Source organism: Arthrobacter sp. TWP1-1 (assembly GCF_049897845.1).
In the GTDB taxonomy this organism is placed as follows: Bacteria; Actinomycetota; Actinomycetes; order Actinomycetales; family Micrococcaceae; genus Specibacter.
Map to the genome: position 1 here is coordinate 244,530 of NZ_JAFCXC010000004.1, position 15,755 is coordinate 260,284.

Annotated in this window: 13 protein-coding genes; 5 read left to right on the forward strand and 8 right to left on the reverse strand. The window is 61.3% G+C overall.

Going from position 1 to position 15,755, the window contains the following annotated elements; all coding sequences use genetic code 11:
• Nucleotides 1-108: 108 nt before the first annotated feature.
• The 4 genes from gdhA to ACP7B9_RS09875 all read right to left on the reverse strand — a co-directional run bounded on the left by gdhA (nucleotide 109) and on the right by ACP7B9_RS09875 (nucleotide 5,328).
• Complete coding sequence (gene gdhA / locus ACP7B9_RS09860) at nucleotides 109-1,449, reverse strand: NADP-specific glutamate dehydrogenase (RefSeq protein ID WP_425862912.1); 1,341 nt, start codon at nucleotides 1,447-1,449, stop codon at nucleotides 109-111.
• A gap of 162 nt (nucleotides 1,450-1,611) precedes the next feature.
• Nucleotides 1,612-2,346 (reverse strand): ArsR/SmtB family transcription factor, encoded by a 735-nt coding sequence (locus tag ACP7B9_RS09865; RefSeq protein WP_425862914.1) that lies wholly within the window; start codon nucleotides 2,344-2,346, stop codon nucleotides 1,612-1,614.
• A gap of 70 nt (nucleotides 2,347-2,416) precedes the next feature.
• Nucleotides 2,417-3,991 (reverse strand): hypothetical protein, encoded by a 1,575-nt coding sequence (locus ACP7B9_RS09870; RefSeq protein ID WP_425862916.1) that lies wholly within the window; start codon nucleotides 3,989-3,991, stop codon nucleotides 2,417-2,419.
• 125 nt (nucleotides 3,992-4,116) lie between these two features.
• Nucleotides 4,117-5,328, reverse strand: a complete 1,212-nt coding sequence (locus ACP7B9_RS09875; RefSeq protein ID WP_425862918.1) for an acetoin utilization protein AcuC — start codon at nucleotides 5,326-5,328, stop codon at nucleotides 4,117-4,119.
• Between the two features lie 139 nt (nucleotides 5,329-5,467).
• Between ACP7B9_RS09875 and ACP7B9_RS09880 the strand changes: the two genes are divergently transcribed.
• From ACP7B9_RS09880 to ACP7B9_RS09900, 5 genes are read left to right on the forward strand one after another with little or no spacing between them, the layout of a single operon-like run.
• Nucleotides 5,468-6,817: a TrkH family potassium uptake protein gene (locus ACP7B9_RS09880; protein WP_425862919.1), complete on the forward strand. Its 1,350-nt coding sequence runs from the start codon at nucleotides 5,468-5,470 to the stop codon at nucleotides 6,815-6,817.
• Nucleotides 6,810-7,496 carry a potassium channel family protein gene (locus ACP7B9_RS09885; protein ID WP_425862921.1) on the forward strand — a complete coding sequence of 229 codons (687 nt, stop codon included), beginning with the start codon at nucleotides 6,810-6,812 and terminating at the stop codon, nucleotides 7,494-7,496. The genes ACP7B9_RS09880 and ACP7B9_RS09885 overlap by 8 nt, the downstream gene beginning before the upstream one ends.
• 51 nt (nucleotides 7,497-7,547) lie before the next feature.
• Nucleotides 7,548-8,057: a methylated-DNA--[protein]-cysteine S-methyltransferase gene (locus ACP7B9_RS09890; protein WP_425862923.1), complete on the forward strand. Its 510-nt coding sequence runs from the start codon at nucleotides 7,548-7,550 to the stop codon at nucleotides 8,055-8,057.
• Between the two features lie 24 nt (nucleotides 8,058-8,081).
• Nucleotides 8,082-8,675: an RNA polymerase sigma factor gene (locus ACP7B9_RS09895; RefSeq protein WP_425862924.1), complete on the forward strand. Its 594-nt coding sequence runs from the start codon at nucleotides 8,082-8,084 to the stop codon at nucleotides 8,673-8,675.
• Nucleotides 8,662-9,315 carry a methylated-DNA--[protein]-cysteine S-methyltransferase gene (locus ACP7B9_RS09900; protein WP_425862926.1) on the forward strand — a complete coding sequence of 218 codons (654 nt, stop codon included), beginning with the start codon at nucleotides 8,662-8,664 and terminating at the stop codon, nucleotides 9,313-9,315. Before ACP7B9_RS09895 ends, ACP7B9_RS09900 begins: the two co-directional genes overlap by 14 nt.
• A gap of 71 nt (nucleotides 9,316-9,386) precedes the next feature.
• Here the strand turns inward: ACP7B9_RS09900 and proC are convergent, their stop codons facing one another.
• The 4 genes from proC to ACP7B9_RS09920 form a co-directional block, all read right to left on the reverse strand.
• The gene (gene proC / locus ACP7B9_RS09905; protein WP_425862928.1) at nucleotides 9,387-10,223 is read right to left on the reverse strand and encodes a pyrroline-5-carboxylate reductase; all 837 of its coding nucleotides are present in this window, start codon (nucleotides 10,221-10,223) and stop codon (nucleotides 9,387-9,389) included.
• Nucleotides 10,224-10,534: 311 nt separating this feature from the next.
• The gene (locus ACP7B9_RS09910; protein ID WP_425862929.1) at nucleotides 10,535-11,362 is read right to left on the reverse strand and encodes a sugar phosphate isomerase/epimerase family protein; all 828 of its coding nucleotides are present in this window, start codon (nucleotides 11,360-11,362) and stop codon (nucleotides 10,535-10,537) included.
• Nucleotides 11,363-11,383: 21 nt separating this feature from the next.
• Nucleotides 11,384-12,370, reverse strand: coding sequence for a Ppx/GppA family phosphatase (locus ACP7B9_RS09915; RefSeq protein WP_425862931.1), 987 nt, complete (start codon nucleotides 12,368-12,370; stop codon nucleotides 11,384-11,386).
• Nucleotides 12,371-12,589: 219 nt separating this feature from the next.
• Entirely contained in the window at nucleotides 12,590-15,664 is a 3,075-nt protein-coding gene (locus ACP7B9_RS09920) for a family 20 glycosylhydrolase (protein WP_425862933.1), read from the reverse strand.
• Nucleotides 15,665-15,755 lie beyond the last annotated feature (91 nt).

Here is a 15,755-nt window from a genome sequence, read left to right on the forward strand (position 1 = left end):
GCGGCGCCTTCACTCCGTAAAACAAAACTGACCCGCAGTAGTGGTCGAAAAACACCGCGAAATCGCGATTTCTCGACCACTACTGCGGGTCAGTTGAAGCGGTGGAGCTTAGATCAGGCCCTGGGCCAGCATGGCGTCGGCAACCTTGACGAAGCCGGCAATGTTGGCGCCAACCACGTAGTTGCCCGGGGAGCCGTAGGTATCGGCGGTCTCGGCACAACGGTCGTGAATGCCAATCATGATCTGCTGCAGGCGGTTCTCGGTGTGCTCGAAGGACCACGCGTCGCGGCTGGCATTCTGCTGCATCTCAAGTGCGGAGGTGGCTACACCGCCAGCATTGGCTGCCTTACCCGGTCCGAACAAGATACCGGCTTCCTGGAAGACGGCAACCGCACCGCTGGTGGAGGGCATGTTGGCGCCTTCAGCGATGGCGATCAGGCCGTTCTTCACGAGACGGGTCGCCGCCTCAGTGTTTAGTTCGTTCTGCGTTGCGCAGGGAAGGGCAACGGCAGCGTTGACGTCCCAAACGGAGCCACCTTCAACGTAGCTGACCGAGGCACCACGGCGAACCGCGTATTCCTTCAGGCGGCCACGTTCCTTCTCCTTGATCTGGCGCAGCAGGGGAACGTCAATGCCGTTCTCATCCACAATGTAGCCGGAGGAATCCGAGCAGGCCACAACCTTGGCGCCGAACTGCTGAGCCTTGGCAATGGCGAAGGTGGCCACATTTCCGGAGCCGGACACAATTACACGCTGACCATCGAGCGAGGTGCCACGGGTCTTCAGCATTTCCTGCGTGAACATGACGGTGCCAAATCCGGTTGCCTCCGGACGCACCAGGGAACCACCCCAACCAATGCCCTTGCCGGTAAGTACACCGGACTCGTAGCGGTTGGTGATGCGCTTGTACTGGCCGAAGAGGTAACCGATCTCGCGGCCACCAACACCAATGTCTCCGGCAGGGACGTCGGTGTACTCGCCGATGTGGCGGTACAGCTCGGTCATGAAGCTCTGGCAGAAACGCATAACTTCGGCGTCGGACTTGCCGCGGGGGTCAAAGTCGGAACCACCCTTGCCGCCACCGATGGGCATGCCGGTCAGGGCGTTCTTGAAGATCTGCTCGAAACCGAGGAACTTTACGATGCCAAGGTACACCGACGGGTGGAAACGCAGCCCGCCCTTGTACGGCCCCAGTGCGGAGTTGAACTCGACGCGGAAACCACGGTTGATCTGAACCCGGCCGGAATCATCCATCCACGGCACACGGAAAATGATCTGACGTTCTGGTTCGCACAAACGCTGCAGAACAGCCGCATCAACGAACTCCGGGTGCTTATCCAATACCGGGCCAAGGCTTTCAAAAACTTCCAGCACAGCCTGGTGGAATTCTTTTTCCCCGGGATTACGGGCTAATACTTGCTCCCGGATGGTTTCAAGCCTGGTATCCATGAGTCTCCTGAAAAGGGTGTGGCGCCGTACGGCGGCGCAAAAATAAGCTCACTGGCAATTTTCCAGCCACGGAACCGCTAACACTAATTTTGCTCACAAGCCGATACTGCGTGCATGATCATGCAGAAATAGCCCGAGCATTGTCGGAAAAGGCGCTGCTTCCTAGTTCTTCCGACGCTTGAATGTTGGCAACGTCGGAAGGTTGGCCAACAGATCAGCGGCCTTGTTGGCGGCCCTGCCAACACTACGGCTCAGTTGGCTCTGAACGCCACCATCGACGTCGTTCGAATGCACAATGGTTGCCACCTGGCTTGAGGCAACATGCACCGGAGCGGCCTTTACTGCCGGGGCCACGACCGCAGGCGCGCCTGACGCAGCATCCTTTACCGTGCCTGTTCCATTCGTTGCCGGGGCGGTTTGAACCTTAGTCGAAGGACGCGCGGCGTGGCCATTGTCCGGCACGGAAGCAGGAGGAACGGAAACAAGAGCTAGGGAAGCAGGAGCTAGGGGCTTCTTTGCATCCTCGACCGGCTTCACGCCGTTGGCCTGAGTTCCGTTTGCTGACGCGCTGTTGGCCTGAGCACCGTTGACCGGAGTGCCATTGGCCGACACCGCGGCAGTGGACACAATGGCGGCACCGGCACCCAAAGAATCCAGCCATGTGGAAACCATGGCCAGCGGCTCGGTATTGATGCCGTAGAAACGTTTCTGCCCTTGGGCGCGCATTGTCACGACGCCCGCCTCGCGAAGAACCCGCAGGTGCTTGGAAACTGTCGGCTGAGAAACGCCAAGTTCATCGACCAACTGACCCACGGCTTTGCTCTCCTGGGCCAGTGCTTCCAAGATGTCCCGACGGGTGCTTTCGGCAATTACCGCAAAGACTTTTTCTGCAACCATTCCACTACCCTAGCGACATATGCCCGTGTGAGCATCTTGGAGCCTTCTTCAAGGCCATGATTCATGGTGACTAATGCTGCGGCAGGGCTTCTGCGACACCGGGACTGTTAACTTTTTCGAGCCAGTCAAGCAGCTCCGGATAAGTTGACGGATTTCCGGCGATCACGCCGTGGAGCTGCCGATATCCGGCAGCAAGTTCGTGGAGCCGGGCGTGACTTGTGGCCGGGTTGGCCGCCTCGGCCATCAGTTCGTGGAGGCGGACCGGGTTCGCAGTTTCCGCAAGGGGAACCTCGGGAGACGGTACGCCGTCGAAACTAAAACCGGAGTTGGGCGCCGGTACAGCGCCGAAGTACTCGCGCATGGATCGGGGTGCCCACAAGATCGCAACAATCGCGACAGGAAATACGAATGCCAAGGTGGCGGCAATCCCAGTCAGACCCCAGGACAAGGTCTTGGGGCCAACGAATACGAGCACGAGGAACAAGACAAACAAGAGGGCTGCATACGCGGTTCCCAGTTTTCGGCCCTGCCGCGTTCCGCTCTTCAATGGCGCGGCCGTCACGAGGAAGCCGGCAATTCCGAACACCGCGATGACTAGCGTCAACACCCACACGAACGAAGTTTCATGAAAGTGCTGGAGCACGTACCCGTCGCTGGCCAGCACGCGGATCAAGTTCACGAGGGCCACAAGAGCAACGCCAGCTGAGGCCGCCAAGGCCAGCCTCAACACGGCGGTAGAAGCAGACTGCCACTTCTCAAGAGCCGGCTGTTGAATCATTAGTCTGCCCAGAGATGGAGCGGCAGCGATTGCTCCGAATGCCATCCAGAAAACAACGCTGAAGGTCGGAGATGACCCATAGAAACCTGCCACCACGCGCGAAGTTCCGGGCAGCGAAATAAAGCCCAACAGCAGCCCGGCAGCGCCAATACCCATACCTACCAGGCGCCACGGCTGGCTTTTCTGCAGAATTTTTATCGCCACTACAACGAACAGGGCCGGAGTGAACAGCCCGAGAAGAATCGGGGACACCAGATACAAGGGGCCCAAGGGGAAGTCCTTGCCGACCACCAAGAACCTGGCACTCTCAATCAGAACGGTCAGAACCGTGAGCCCGGCAACACCCAAAAGCGCATACAGCCAGCGTCGGTCCCGTGCCGCATCGACCACCGGATCGCCAAGTTCGGCCTGCCTCGGGGTCGCCGCCAGCACGGCACCCGCAACACCGAAGGCCAAAGCAGTCCCCAACCCCCTAGGACTCACCAGCTCCAGGACCAGATACACGGCAACGACCACAAGGTAGGGCGCGTTGGCCAGCAACCTCAGGTCCTGCATCTTCCTGTAATTCCAGCCGGTGCCAAACGCCCCCGATCGCCACACATAGCTCAACCCGAGGGACAGCATGCTGACAATCGTCACCAGCAGAACGTCGATGCGGCCCGCGGCAAGCGACGAGCCACCCACGGAGCCCGATCCTGCCACACGCCATGGCAGGAACAAGGAGGTCACCAGCAGGATCAGCGCCAGGCCGTCAGTGATGTAATCGCGCACAGTGATGGCCGCGAACGGGTTTTTTACCGACCCGGCGATCGCCGCCTCCGGCTGGCCGGTGCTCGGCCAAGAAAGTTCCGGCGTGGAGTGGGTCATCTACTAGCTCCTGAAATTCGGCCCTGCGGCCACCAACGTATCAACTCGTTCAAGAACCATCATGACAGTGCTCCCTGAGCGTCTACCGTGGCCCACCAAACCCGTCAAACCCTCAAAGTACGGAACTAGTCGAACCAGGGGTCCAGCCCATACAGCGGGAACACCGATTTCCGGGTCGCCATAACCGTCCGATCCAGGGCGTCCGAGGGGTTGTACCCCACCTCCCACGAGCGCCACCAGGTATCGGCGTCCTCGCCCATGAACAATGGCGCCACTTGACCGTACTTCTCCGCGACATGCATCCGCCAAGGCTCCGGCACGGCTGTGCGCAGCGGCACCGGCTTGCCAGCCACGATCGCCATGAGATGGCTCCACACGCGCGGCACCGCACTGAAAATGTCATAGCCACCGCCTCCCGTGGCGATCCAGCGGCCACCACAGACCTTCTCAGCCAGCCCCGCAATGCTCAGTGCGGCCTCACGCTGACCATCCACCGAAGTGTTCAGGTGCGAGAGTTCATCATCCCGATGCGAATCACAGCCATGCTGACTGACAATGATCTCCGGCGCAAAGGCCTCCACTAGTTGAGGAACGACGGCGTGAAAGGCTCGGAGCCAACCGGCGTCTGAGGTTCCGGCCGGCACTGCGACGTTTACTGCGGTGCCTTCCGCGTTGGGCCCACCAATGTCGTTGGCAAAGCCTGTCCCGGGAAATAACGTCACACCGGATTCGTGGAGCGAGATGGTTAGCACCCTCGGATCGTCCCAAAAGATACGTTCGGTGCCGTCGCCGTGGTGGGCATCAATGTCGATGTAGGCCACCTTCGACACCCCGGACGCCAGCAGCTTTGCGATGGCCAGCGCGGTGTCGTTGTAGATGCAGAAGCCGCTGGCCTTGTCGGGAAAGGCGTGGTGCATGCCGCCGCCAAAGTTCACGGCTCGGAGCGTTGTACCGTCCAGAATGGCGTCGGCCGCCAGCAGCGATCCGCCGGCGAGCCTTGCGCTGGCCTCGTGCATGCCGGCAAATGCTGGATCGTCTTCGGTACCAAGTCCTCGGCCATGATCGGAATGGGCAGGATTCTCCCCCACATGACGCACCGCAGCGATGTAATCGCGCGTGTGCACCGTTGCAAGTTGGTCATCGGATGCCACATAGGACTCAACAACATTGACCTGCGGGAGATCGAAAATTCCCAGCTCTCGCGCCAAGCGCGCTGTGAGGTCAAGGCGCTGGGGCGACATGGGATGGCTGGGGCCAAAGTTGTACGCAGACATGGCCGCATCGCAGACTATGCTTGTCGGGACGGCCGCCGGTCCGGTGCTGGCAAAGGATGACATCCATCACAGGCTATCGAAGTCCGGCCGTAAATGCCGTATCCGCGGCTTCGTAACAGTTCATGGCAGGAAGGGCAGCGCAGCGTTGACAGCTAATTCCACAGATACGCAGCGGCTGCTTCGATGGTCGTTAAAGGTCGTTGTGAGCGTCCGCGACTTCGTGGACAAGGTAGCCAACAGCTCACCTGCCAGGTTGGCCCTGATTGTCTTTGCCCTGGTCATTCTGGCGTTCACACTGGCACTCAGCCTGCCCGTGTCATCCAGCCACGGCCAGCCCACGGCCTTCCACGACGCCCTCTTCACTGCGGTCTCCGCGGTCTGCGTCACCGGTCTAACGACAGTCTCAACAGCGCTGCATTGGTCATTCTTTGGCCAGCTCGTCATCTTGATCGCCATCTTCGTTGGTGGTTTGGGCATCCTGACCTTGGCGTCTCTGATGTCCTTGATGGTCAGCAAGCGCTTGGGTGTGCGTGGCAAGCTCATTGCCCAGGAGGCCATGAACGCCGGGCGTCTGGGCGAGGTGGGTACGTTGCTGCGCATCGTTATCAGCACCTCCGTCGCCATTGAAATTACTCTGGCGCTTGCCTTGGCCCCGCGGTTCCTGATTCTGGGCGAGTCCCTCCCCCAAGCCATCTGGCATGCCACGTTCTACTCCATCTCTGCCTTCAACAACGCAGGCTTCACCCCACATTCCGACGGCGTGGTGCCCTACGAGGCCGATCTGTGGATTCTGGTCCCCCTGATGATCGGCGGCTTCATCGGGAGCCTTGGCTTCCCCGTCATGATGGTTTTGTTGGCCACCGGGTTCCGCTTTAAGAAGTGGACGCTGCACGCAAAATTGACCGTCCAGGTCTCCCTTCTACTGCTCGGTGCCGGCACCGTGCTGTGGGGTGCCATGGAGTGGACCAATCCAGCAACAATCGGCACCATGAGCGTGGGAGACAAGATCACCCACTCGGTCTTTGCCTCCGTCATGACCCGTTCCCTTGGCTTCAACCTTGTGGATATGAACGCCATGCAGACTCCCACCATGCTGCTCACCGATGCACTGATGTTTGTGGGTGGCGGCTCTGCTTCGACGGCCGGCGGCATCAAGGTCACCACCTTGGCCGTGATGTTCCTGGCCATCGTGGCCGAGGCACGCGGTGACAATGATGTGAAGATCTACGGGCGGACCATCCCGCAAGGCACCATGCGCGTTGCCATCTCGGTGATCATGATGGGCGCAACGTTCGTCATGATCGCGTGCGGCCTGTTGTTGGCCATCTCCGGGGAAAGCATGGACCGGGTGCTCTTTGAAACCATCTCTGCCTTCGCCACGGTGGGACTGAGCACGGGGCTCAGTGCTGAGCTCCCGCCGTCGGGCGTTTACGTTTTGTGCGCCATGATGTTCTTTGGCCGCGTCGGTTCCATCACGCTGGCTGCCGCCCTGGCACTGCGCCAGCGCCGTCAGCTGTACCACTACCCGGAAGAGAGGCCCATCATTGGCTGAGAAAACAGACTCCAGCAACCGCCCACCGCACAATGCCCCGGTATTGGTGATTGGTTTGGGCCGGTTTGGTGCGGCCACGGCCCATCAGCTGGTCAAGCAGGGCCGCGAGGTGCTCGCCATTGAACGCGATCCTGCCCTAGTGCAAAAGTGGGCCGGCGTGCTGACCCACGTGGTCGAGGCCGACGCCACCGACATTGATGCGCTGCGCCAGCTCGGTGCACAGGACTTCAGCTCCGCCGTCGTCGGTGTGGGCACGTCCATCGAGTCCAGCGTGCTCATCACCGTGAACTTGGTGGATCTGGGCATCGCGCATCTGTGGGTCAAGGCCATCACGCAATCTCACGGCAAGATCCTGCGGCGAATCGGCGCCAACCATGTGATCTACCCCGAGGCCGACGCCGGTGTCCGGGCCGCGCACCTTGTGGGTGGGCGGATGCTTGACTTCATCGAGTTCGACGACGATTTCGCGATCGTGAAGATGTACCCGCCCAAGGAAACACAGGGCTTCACGCTGGAGGAATCCAAGGTCCGTTCCAAATACGGCGTGACGGTGGTTGGCGTGAAATCCCCGGGCGAGGACTTCACCTACGCCCAGCCCAATACCCGTGTCTCCAGCCGCGACATGCTCATTGTTTCCGGCTACGTTGACCTGCTGGAACGCTTCGCCGCGCGCCCCTAAACTCACGTTTTTGCGGCGCCAGACGTCTACAGGGCAGGAGGTAGTTTTCTTATGATCCAGCACTTGATTTTTGACTCGCCCTTGGGGCTCCTGACGGCCGTGGTGAACGACGCCGGCCTGCAAGCCGTGTATATGGCGGTGCATAAGCGTCGCCCGGCTTTGGGGACGTTCGGAGTCGAAGTTACAGCGGCTTCGTCGTCGGTTCTGGCGGCGACGGCCGAACAATTGGGAGAGTACTTCTCCGGTGAACGCCAGGAGTTCACGCTTCCGTTGGCTCCGGTCGGCAGCGATTTCCAACACCGAGTATGGGCGGCGCTGCGCGAAATCCCATATGGGGAGCTACGCACATACGGCCAGCTGGCGGCTGATTTGGGCGATAGGTCCATGGCCCAGGCGGTGGGCTCAGCCAACGGACGCAACCCCATCAGTATCATCGTCCCCTGCCACCGGGTGGTGGGTGCTGACGGATCATTGGTGGGCTACGCAGGAGGGCTGGAGAACAAGGAGTTCCTCCTGGAATTGGAGAACCCGCACCGGTTCCACACCGAGGCCTTGTTCTAGGTGAACGTTCTAGGTGAGCGTGTTGTGAGCGCCGTCAAGGCTGGCGGTAGAACGGCGGCTGATACGCTGCCGCCGTTCGAGGCGATCGTGTCTGCCCACGGCGCCACCGTGCTGCGCGTGTGCCGGGGGCTGGTTGGTGCGGACGACGCCGACGACGTCTGGCAGGAAACGTTCCTAGCTGCACTTCGCGTCTATCCCACCACTGCAGGAGTGCAGAACCGGGAGGCGTGGCTGGTCACGATTGCCCGTAACAAGGCCATGGACCACCATCGGAAGCTCCAGCGGCTGCCGACCCCTATCGACGGCGCCAGCGCCGCCGATAGCGACGTCTCCGGACGTGACCCACTGGGTGGCGACGCCAGGCAGGGTGGCGGTGACGCCGTCGTACGTTCAGTTATGGCCGGAGAGGCCGCCGCACATGTGTGGGCGGCACTTGCCCAGCTGCCGCCAACGCAGCGCGAAGCGGTGGTTTACCACCATCTGGCCGGGCTGCGTTACGCGGGCGTGGCTGAAATATTAGGAAATTCGGAGGCAGCGGCACGGCGGGCCGCAGCCGACGGGATGAAGACTTTGCGCACCATATTGGCGCCTGTTGTGAGGACCGATGACGATGATTGAGCACAAGATGCCCACCGAACTTGCCCCGGTTGCTGCCGTGGACGATGCAGCCCTGGATCGGCTTGGGGACGCGTTGCAGCAAGCGGCAGCGGCCGGAGGGCTGCTGGATATTGGCTACCGGGTGATCGATTCTCCCGTGGGACAGCTTCTGCTAGCCGGTACAGAGGCCGGGCTGGTGCGTGTGGCGTTTGCCAGCGAGGGGCACGATGCCGTTCTGGAATCGCTCGCGGCAACCATTAGTCCGCGGATTCTGCAGGCGCCGTCGCGGCTGGATCTTGCCGCGCGGGAACTTGAGGAATATTTTGCCGGGCGCCGCAAGGATTTTGATGTGGCCCTTGACCTCCGTCTTGCCACTGGTTTCCGCCGTGAGGTCCTGGATTATTTGCCGCGCATTGAGTACGGGCATACGGCCAGCTATGCGGCCGTGGCAGCCCTGACGTCCAGTCCGCGTGCGGTGCGGGCGGTGGGCACGGCGTGCGCCCGCAATCCGCTGCCGCTCGTGCTGCCGTGCCACCGGGTGGTCAGGGCCGATGGCTCGCAAGGGGCCTACTTGGGCGGCAGCGAGGCGAAGTCGTTCCTGCTCGAGCTGGAGTCCACGGCCACCCCCACCGACGCTCGCTCACATACGGGGCACTTTTGACCGACGCTCGGTCAGTGCGCTTTCGCCACTGAGCGAGCGTTCCTCGGAAATGCCCCGTATCTGAGCGAGGGTTACTGGGCGGAGAGCTCTTCGGTGATCTGGGCTGCGCGGCTGGCTGCGGCCTGCGCTCCCGCCAGCACAATTGCCGGCAGACCGTCGCGGTCGAAACTCGCAATTGCCTGTTCGGTTGTGCCATTGGGGCTCGTTACCGCACGGCGCAGGGCAGCCGCGTTGGCACCAGGCTCGGCCAGCATGATGCCGGCTCCGGCGACGGTTTCGCGGGCCAGGATCTGCGCAATCTCGGGAGCAAGGCCAAAATCTTCGGCTGCAGCGGCCATGGCCTCGGCCAGGTAAAAAGCGTAAGCCGGGCCCGATCCGCTGATGGCCGAAACGGCGTTCTGCTGATCCTCCGGTACGTCCAATACGACGCCGGAACCATCGAACACTTCGTGGGCGGCGGCTAGGTGGTGCTCGTCGACAGACGAGCCCCCGGACAGCGCCACTACTCCTCGGCCAACCTTCAGCGGGGTGTTAGGCATGGAGCGAACAACGGGCTGCCCGGGTCGCAGGGCGCCTTCCAACTGTGACAGCGATACGGCGGCCGCAACACTGATAACCACTGCGCTGGAGTCAAGGGAATCGGCAATCTCGCGGCACAGGTCCATGATGCCAACGGGCTTCACACCCAGGATCACTACACTGGCGCCCTCAACTGCTTGGGAGTTTGCGCTCGGCTCTTCGTTGGAGGCCAACGCGGTTACCCCGTGGAGGGTGGCCAGCTCATTGGCCCGCTCGGGCCGGCGAACTGTCACAACCACTGACTGAGGCGATACTCCAGCGGCCAGCATGCCACCGAGAATGGCTTCGCCCATCGAGCCGCAACCAAGGAACACAATCTTTTTCATCATTTCTCCATCTTGTCTTTGCCCCAGCATTGCACGCAACCGCACGGTCTTTGCAACCGCGGATATCAAGTATTGATGTCAACAAAAATACTTAATGGCAAACGCACAGCCTGCGCCCGGGCTACTCTCAACCGCGGACCGTAATCTTTTAAGTACCTCATAAGGGTGCGAGTGATGATCGGACTGGTCTTGTCCTGAAGACCAGTCCAATCGCCGGAGACCTCGCCAGTGATTCCCCCCATCCACTGGTGAAACGGTCTCCGGCGATTTCGCGTTTAACGGGAGAAGAGCCGTTGTGCAGCCCCGCATCCGGGCTAAGCGATCGTCTGCCCCAAATGCACCCTTGCGAATTCCAAGGTCTCGGCCAACCACTCTTCGCGTTGACCGGCACCCTTGGCCTTGCGGGTGGAAATCTCGGCGACCACTGCGCCGTCGAACCCGTTGCCTGCGATGTGCTGGAGCACCTCAGCGCATTCCTGCGTGCCGTGACCGGGGATCAGGTGCTGGTCCTTGGTGGACGGCGAAACCCCGTCCGTCAGGTGGATGTGGCGCAGGCGTGAGCCGAGCGCCTTGGCCGCATCCAGACTGGATGCCCCTGCCGACGCTGCATGGGAAAAGTCCCAGGTGACATCCCTGTAGTCCTGCGGAACCGGGTCCCAGTGCGGCAGATACGCCAGAGCCTCGCGCCCACGCACCCGCCACGGGTACATGTTTTCAACGGCAATTCGGATGCCAAAGGCATCGGCAATGTCCCGGACACCATGGGCGAACGTCTCGGCGTAATCGTTCTGCCAACGGAACGGCGGGTGCACCACCACCACGTCGGCACCCACATCCACAGCCATCTGGGCGGATCGCTGGACCTTGTTCCAGGCACTACCCCATACTTGCTGGGTCAACAGAAGCGTGGGCGCATGGATGGCAAGAATGGGTTGGTCATAGCGCTCGGCCAGCCGTGTCAACGCCGCCGCATCCTGGCTGTCGCCGTTGTGCGTCACCAGCACCTCGACGCCGTCGTACCCCAGATCAGAGGCCACAGCGAACCCGTCATGCACCGACAATGGGTACACCGAGGCTGTGGAAAGAGCCACTGGAATGTGCCGTCCGGGGCTGTCTTGAGCGTCGGCGTCCGAGGAATTCATGGGTTTCTCCGTCATCTCCACCTACTTAGCGTCCGAGTTGCGCAGCTTGCCAACATGAGCCGGCGGATCGAGCGGACCGTCAAAGACCAGCTGGTCCAAGCGCCGCAAAATCAAGCCCTCACGCAGCGCCCACGGGCTGATTTTCAGGGTCGGTACCTGGAACATCTCCAGCGCGGTCTGGGCCACCAACGCACCGGCCAGCACCTGTTGGGCACGCGCCGCTGAGACGCCAGGAAGGTGCAGCCTATCCGCCGAAGACATCGCCGACAAGCGCTGGGACCACAGCCCCAGATCGCTCAGGTGCAGCTCCCTGCCCACATAAGGTCCCATGGACGACGGCGCAGCTCCCGTAATGCGCGCCAGCGCCCGGAAGGTTTTGGAGGAGCCGGTAACGATGTTGGGTGCGCCGAGGGTTTGGGTGGCCGCGATGGGTTCCCGGAGAGTTTCCTTGATGTGCTTGCGCAGTCGCTTGATGCTCTTGGCTGTGGGCGGATCTTCGGCGAGCCATTCCCGGGTCAGCCGGCCTGCACCCAGCGGCACCGAGTGCGCCTGCTCGGGAAGCTCATTGCTGCCTTGGGAAATTTCAAAGGAACCACCACCGATGTCGAGGTTCAAGATGGTACCGGCGCCCCAACCGTGCCAACGCCGCACGGCGAAGAAGGTCATGGCAGATTCCTCTTCGCCCGTGAGCTCGGTCAAGCGGACGGTGGTTTCATGCTGAACTCGGGCAAGGACTGCAGCGCCATTAGTTGATTCGCGGATGGCGGAGGTACAAAATGCCAGGAGATCCTTGGCTTGGTGTTTGGCGGCAAATTCCCACGCCTCAAGGATGAATTCGATCAGCTCATGCTGACCTTCATCAGTGATGTTCCCTTCTGCATCCAGATACTTCACCAGGCTCAGCGGCCGCTTGTGGGAGGCATAAGGCACAGGATTGGCACCCGGGCGCGCATCAACAAGCAGCAGGTGGACAGTGTTGGAACCGATGTCGAGGACGCCTAATCTCATACGCCCATTATTGTCCCTTCCCGGGCATTCCATGCGAAAGGCCACTCGCGTGACGAAGCAGTTTCCGTTAGCTTCACCACCCGAGTGGCCTCACGACGCAATCGCCGTGTTCGTTGATGCTACTTGTGCTGGCCAGCCCGAAGGCGGTTGGTCAGCAGCAATGCCGCGCCCAGCAACGTCACGGAGCGACCCGGGCGAACATCCTTGGGAACTCTCGCATCACCAGTCGCTGCTGGTGCCGTTGTTGCAGGCATTGCCACGCCCAGCGCTGTTGTTGCAGCCCTGGCCGTTGCTGGCGCCGTTATTACCGGAGCCATTGTTGCAGGCCTTGCCATGACCGACGCCGTTGTTGCCTGAGCCGTTGTTACAGGCGGGCTCGGTCGTAGCAGGAGCGGTCGGAGTCGGTGTCGGGGTCGGGGTTGGCGTTGGGGTCGGGGTCGGTGTCGGAGTTGGCGTCGGGGTCGGCGTCGCGGTTGGCGTCGGAGTCGGTGTCGGTGTCGGAGTTGGCGTCACGGTTGGATCTGCAGCGTCCACGGTCAACTCGGCCAGTGTGGTCCAGGGGTTGCCTGCCTGCTCTGACAAGGCCTTCAGCGTCACATACCGTCCCACCGCGGGAGTATCAAGAATCACGCTCTGCATGGTGGCAACGTTGGCGAAGGTTCCCTGCGCAACTTTCGTGCCTACGCTGGCGGCGCTATTGCTGACGTAGATCTCATAATCCTTGATGCGGCCGTTGACTGCTCCGGAGCTGCTGCCCTGGCGTGGCAAGGCGTTGATGGCACAAATGCTCATCTCCTTGTCAAGATCCACGGTGATGCTGTGTGGAAGGGGAGCATTTGATGGTGTCCAGGCGGTTCCCCAGAACGTGCTCGGGTTTCCATCGATGGCGTTAAGGGCCGGAGTTACTTCTCCGCCGCCGTTGTTAAAACTGTCCACTACCGCGCTTACCGGGCGTACGGCCGCTGCCGAACACGTCAGCAAACCCGTCGAACTGGAGTTGCTGACTCGGGCTTCGCCTTGGGCTGTGTAAGTGGTGGAGGCGGTAACCGTGAAGTTGCCGTAGTCAGCCGATGCCGGCGGGGTCACGGTGAATGTCGCTGTCATGGTCGCACCGGCGGCCACGTCACCTAGGGTGATGGATGCCGGAGCCAACGTCCAGCCAGCGGGAACTGCCGGAGTGACAACAGCACCTGTGATGCCGATGGCCGTGCGGTTATCGACAGTCACACTGACGGTCGACGGCGTTCCAGCCACAGCTCGGGCCGGCGCGGCCACGCTGGTGGATACTTCGCCAGCCAAGGTGAAGACGCTGGCGGCAAGCACGTCGGGAGCCTGCTGGGTGAGTGCTCCTGATGCATTGACGCTCAATGGCAGCTGCGTGATCGCGTTGCGGATTCTGTACCCGTTGCCATCCTTGAGGACTTCCCACTTTTGCAGGTTGTTCAAGCGGCGGTCGGTCGCGTTGCAATCAGACAATGACGGCGCCAGGTCCTGCTGCATGGGGGCCTGTAGCCACAGCACTCCACCAGCCATGGCCAGGCACTTGCCGTTGGCGGCGGTCAGCTTGTAGTAGTGATCGCTAGTGGCTGCCAGTGTCCAGGTTTCGTTGGCCGCGGCAGCAACCGCCACACCGGATCCGCTGACGTTGACAGATTTTCCTGCAGTTGAGATGGCGTACCCACCATCACCCACGGGTGTCCTGTCGTAGCTGTTGTAGCCGGGCACACGGCCCAAATTATTGGTCAGCGTGCTGAACTTGGAGAAGTCCGCTGTGGGCTTGGGGCCACCCCAGGTGGCCTGGGCCAGGAATCGAGTGGTGGCAAAGAGCTGCTCTTCAACCATGGATTCGGTGGACAAGGTGGAATCATCGGGCCATGCGGACAGCTTGGCACCAATGACCTTACCCTTGCCGGGGACGTCGGTGACGGTTGTGCCGCCGTCGAACGTCTTGGGAGTCCAGCCCGAGTTCCACAGATTGGGCAGGTTCACGTTGTAGGCACCGGGTCGGCTGAAGTAGAGCGCCTGGGCGGAGTTCTGTACGTCGTGACCGGCGTTCAGCAGGGCCTGGGGACTGAGTCCGGAGTTGAGCCAGTGCTCCACCACGATGTCCTCATCCAGCGGGATGGTGCTGGTCGTCGGGACGCCGTCGTTCCAAATGCGCAATTGCTTGCCGTTTGCCTTGACGTGGGCATTGACCTTGTTCATGAACCAGACGAAGACGTCGCCGGGGCCGGAACCTGCCGGGAAGATCTCCGGATGGTCAGTGACGAACTTGGCGAACTGCGGGTAGTTGCCGTAGCTGTCGCCCATCATGTACTCATCGCCGCCCATGTGCCAGTACTGCTGGTCAGGGAACGCGGCAGCGTACTCGTCGGCCAAGGTGGTGACCATGGTGAAGGCCTCAGGCTTGCTGATGTCCAGCTGTTCAACCTTCTTGTTGCCGGCGTTATTGACCAGCTGCAGCTCGGGGTAGTCGTAAAGCCAGGGACGCATGTGGCCGGGAGAGTTTACTTCCAGGACCAGCTCAATGTGGTATTTTTTGGCCCACGCCGTGATCTGGGCGGCCTCTGCCTTGGTGTAGTAAGCCCAGAAGTTAGCCTTCGGGTAGGCATCGGACTTGAGTTTAGTTTCCAGCCACAACTGGTTGAGCTTGTTGTAGGCCATGTCCTTCATGGTGCGCTCCAGCGACTCCATGGAAATGGTCACCTGGCAGGCGCACAGGCCAACGCCACGCTCCTGGTACTGCGGAACATCGGTAGAGACACCCTTGTTGACCAAGTTGCCCTGCGTCAGTAGCTGCAAGATGGTCTGAGCACCATAGAAAGCACCGGTGTCCGTGGCTCCGGTGACCTTGATGGTGTTACCGACGTTGAGTTCGTAGCCTTCCTCACCCAGCGTGGCGCTCCGGGATGAGTCAATGACAATTTCGAGATCGCCAGCGATGGCGCCGTTGGCTGCTATGCCGACGGTTCGGCCCAGAACGGTCGACAGTTGTTCTGCAAGATCGCCCGTCAGTGCGGCATCTGCGCCGATGACCTTGGCTCCATCGCCTAAGGTGAACTGGCCAGTCGCTGCCGCCCAGTTGGCGAGGCCAGGGATTGTCTGCGGCGCACCGGCCGGCGTCAATGGGACTGCGCCCGAAGGCGCGGAAACTGCCAGAACTGCAGGGGCTAGGGCAGGTGCAACAGCCGCACTGGCGCCTGGCAGCGCGACGGCTGTAGCGGTGAGGGCTAGTGCGGCCGCGGTCAAAACCGCGACGACCGCATTTCGGCCCGTACTATGACGAATTTTCATATCTCCCCGTGAAAGCTGGAATGGTCAGGTGGTCTGAAGCACCAAGCTTGCGGCCAACCACCCGAAGTGATTCAGAACACAAATGGAGCTA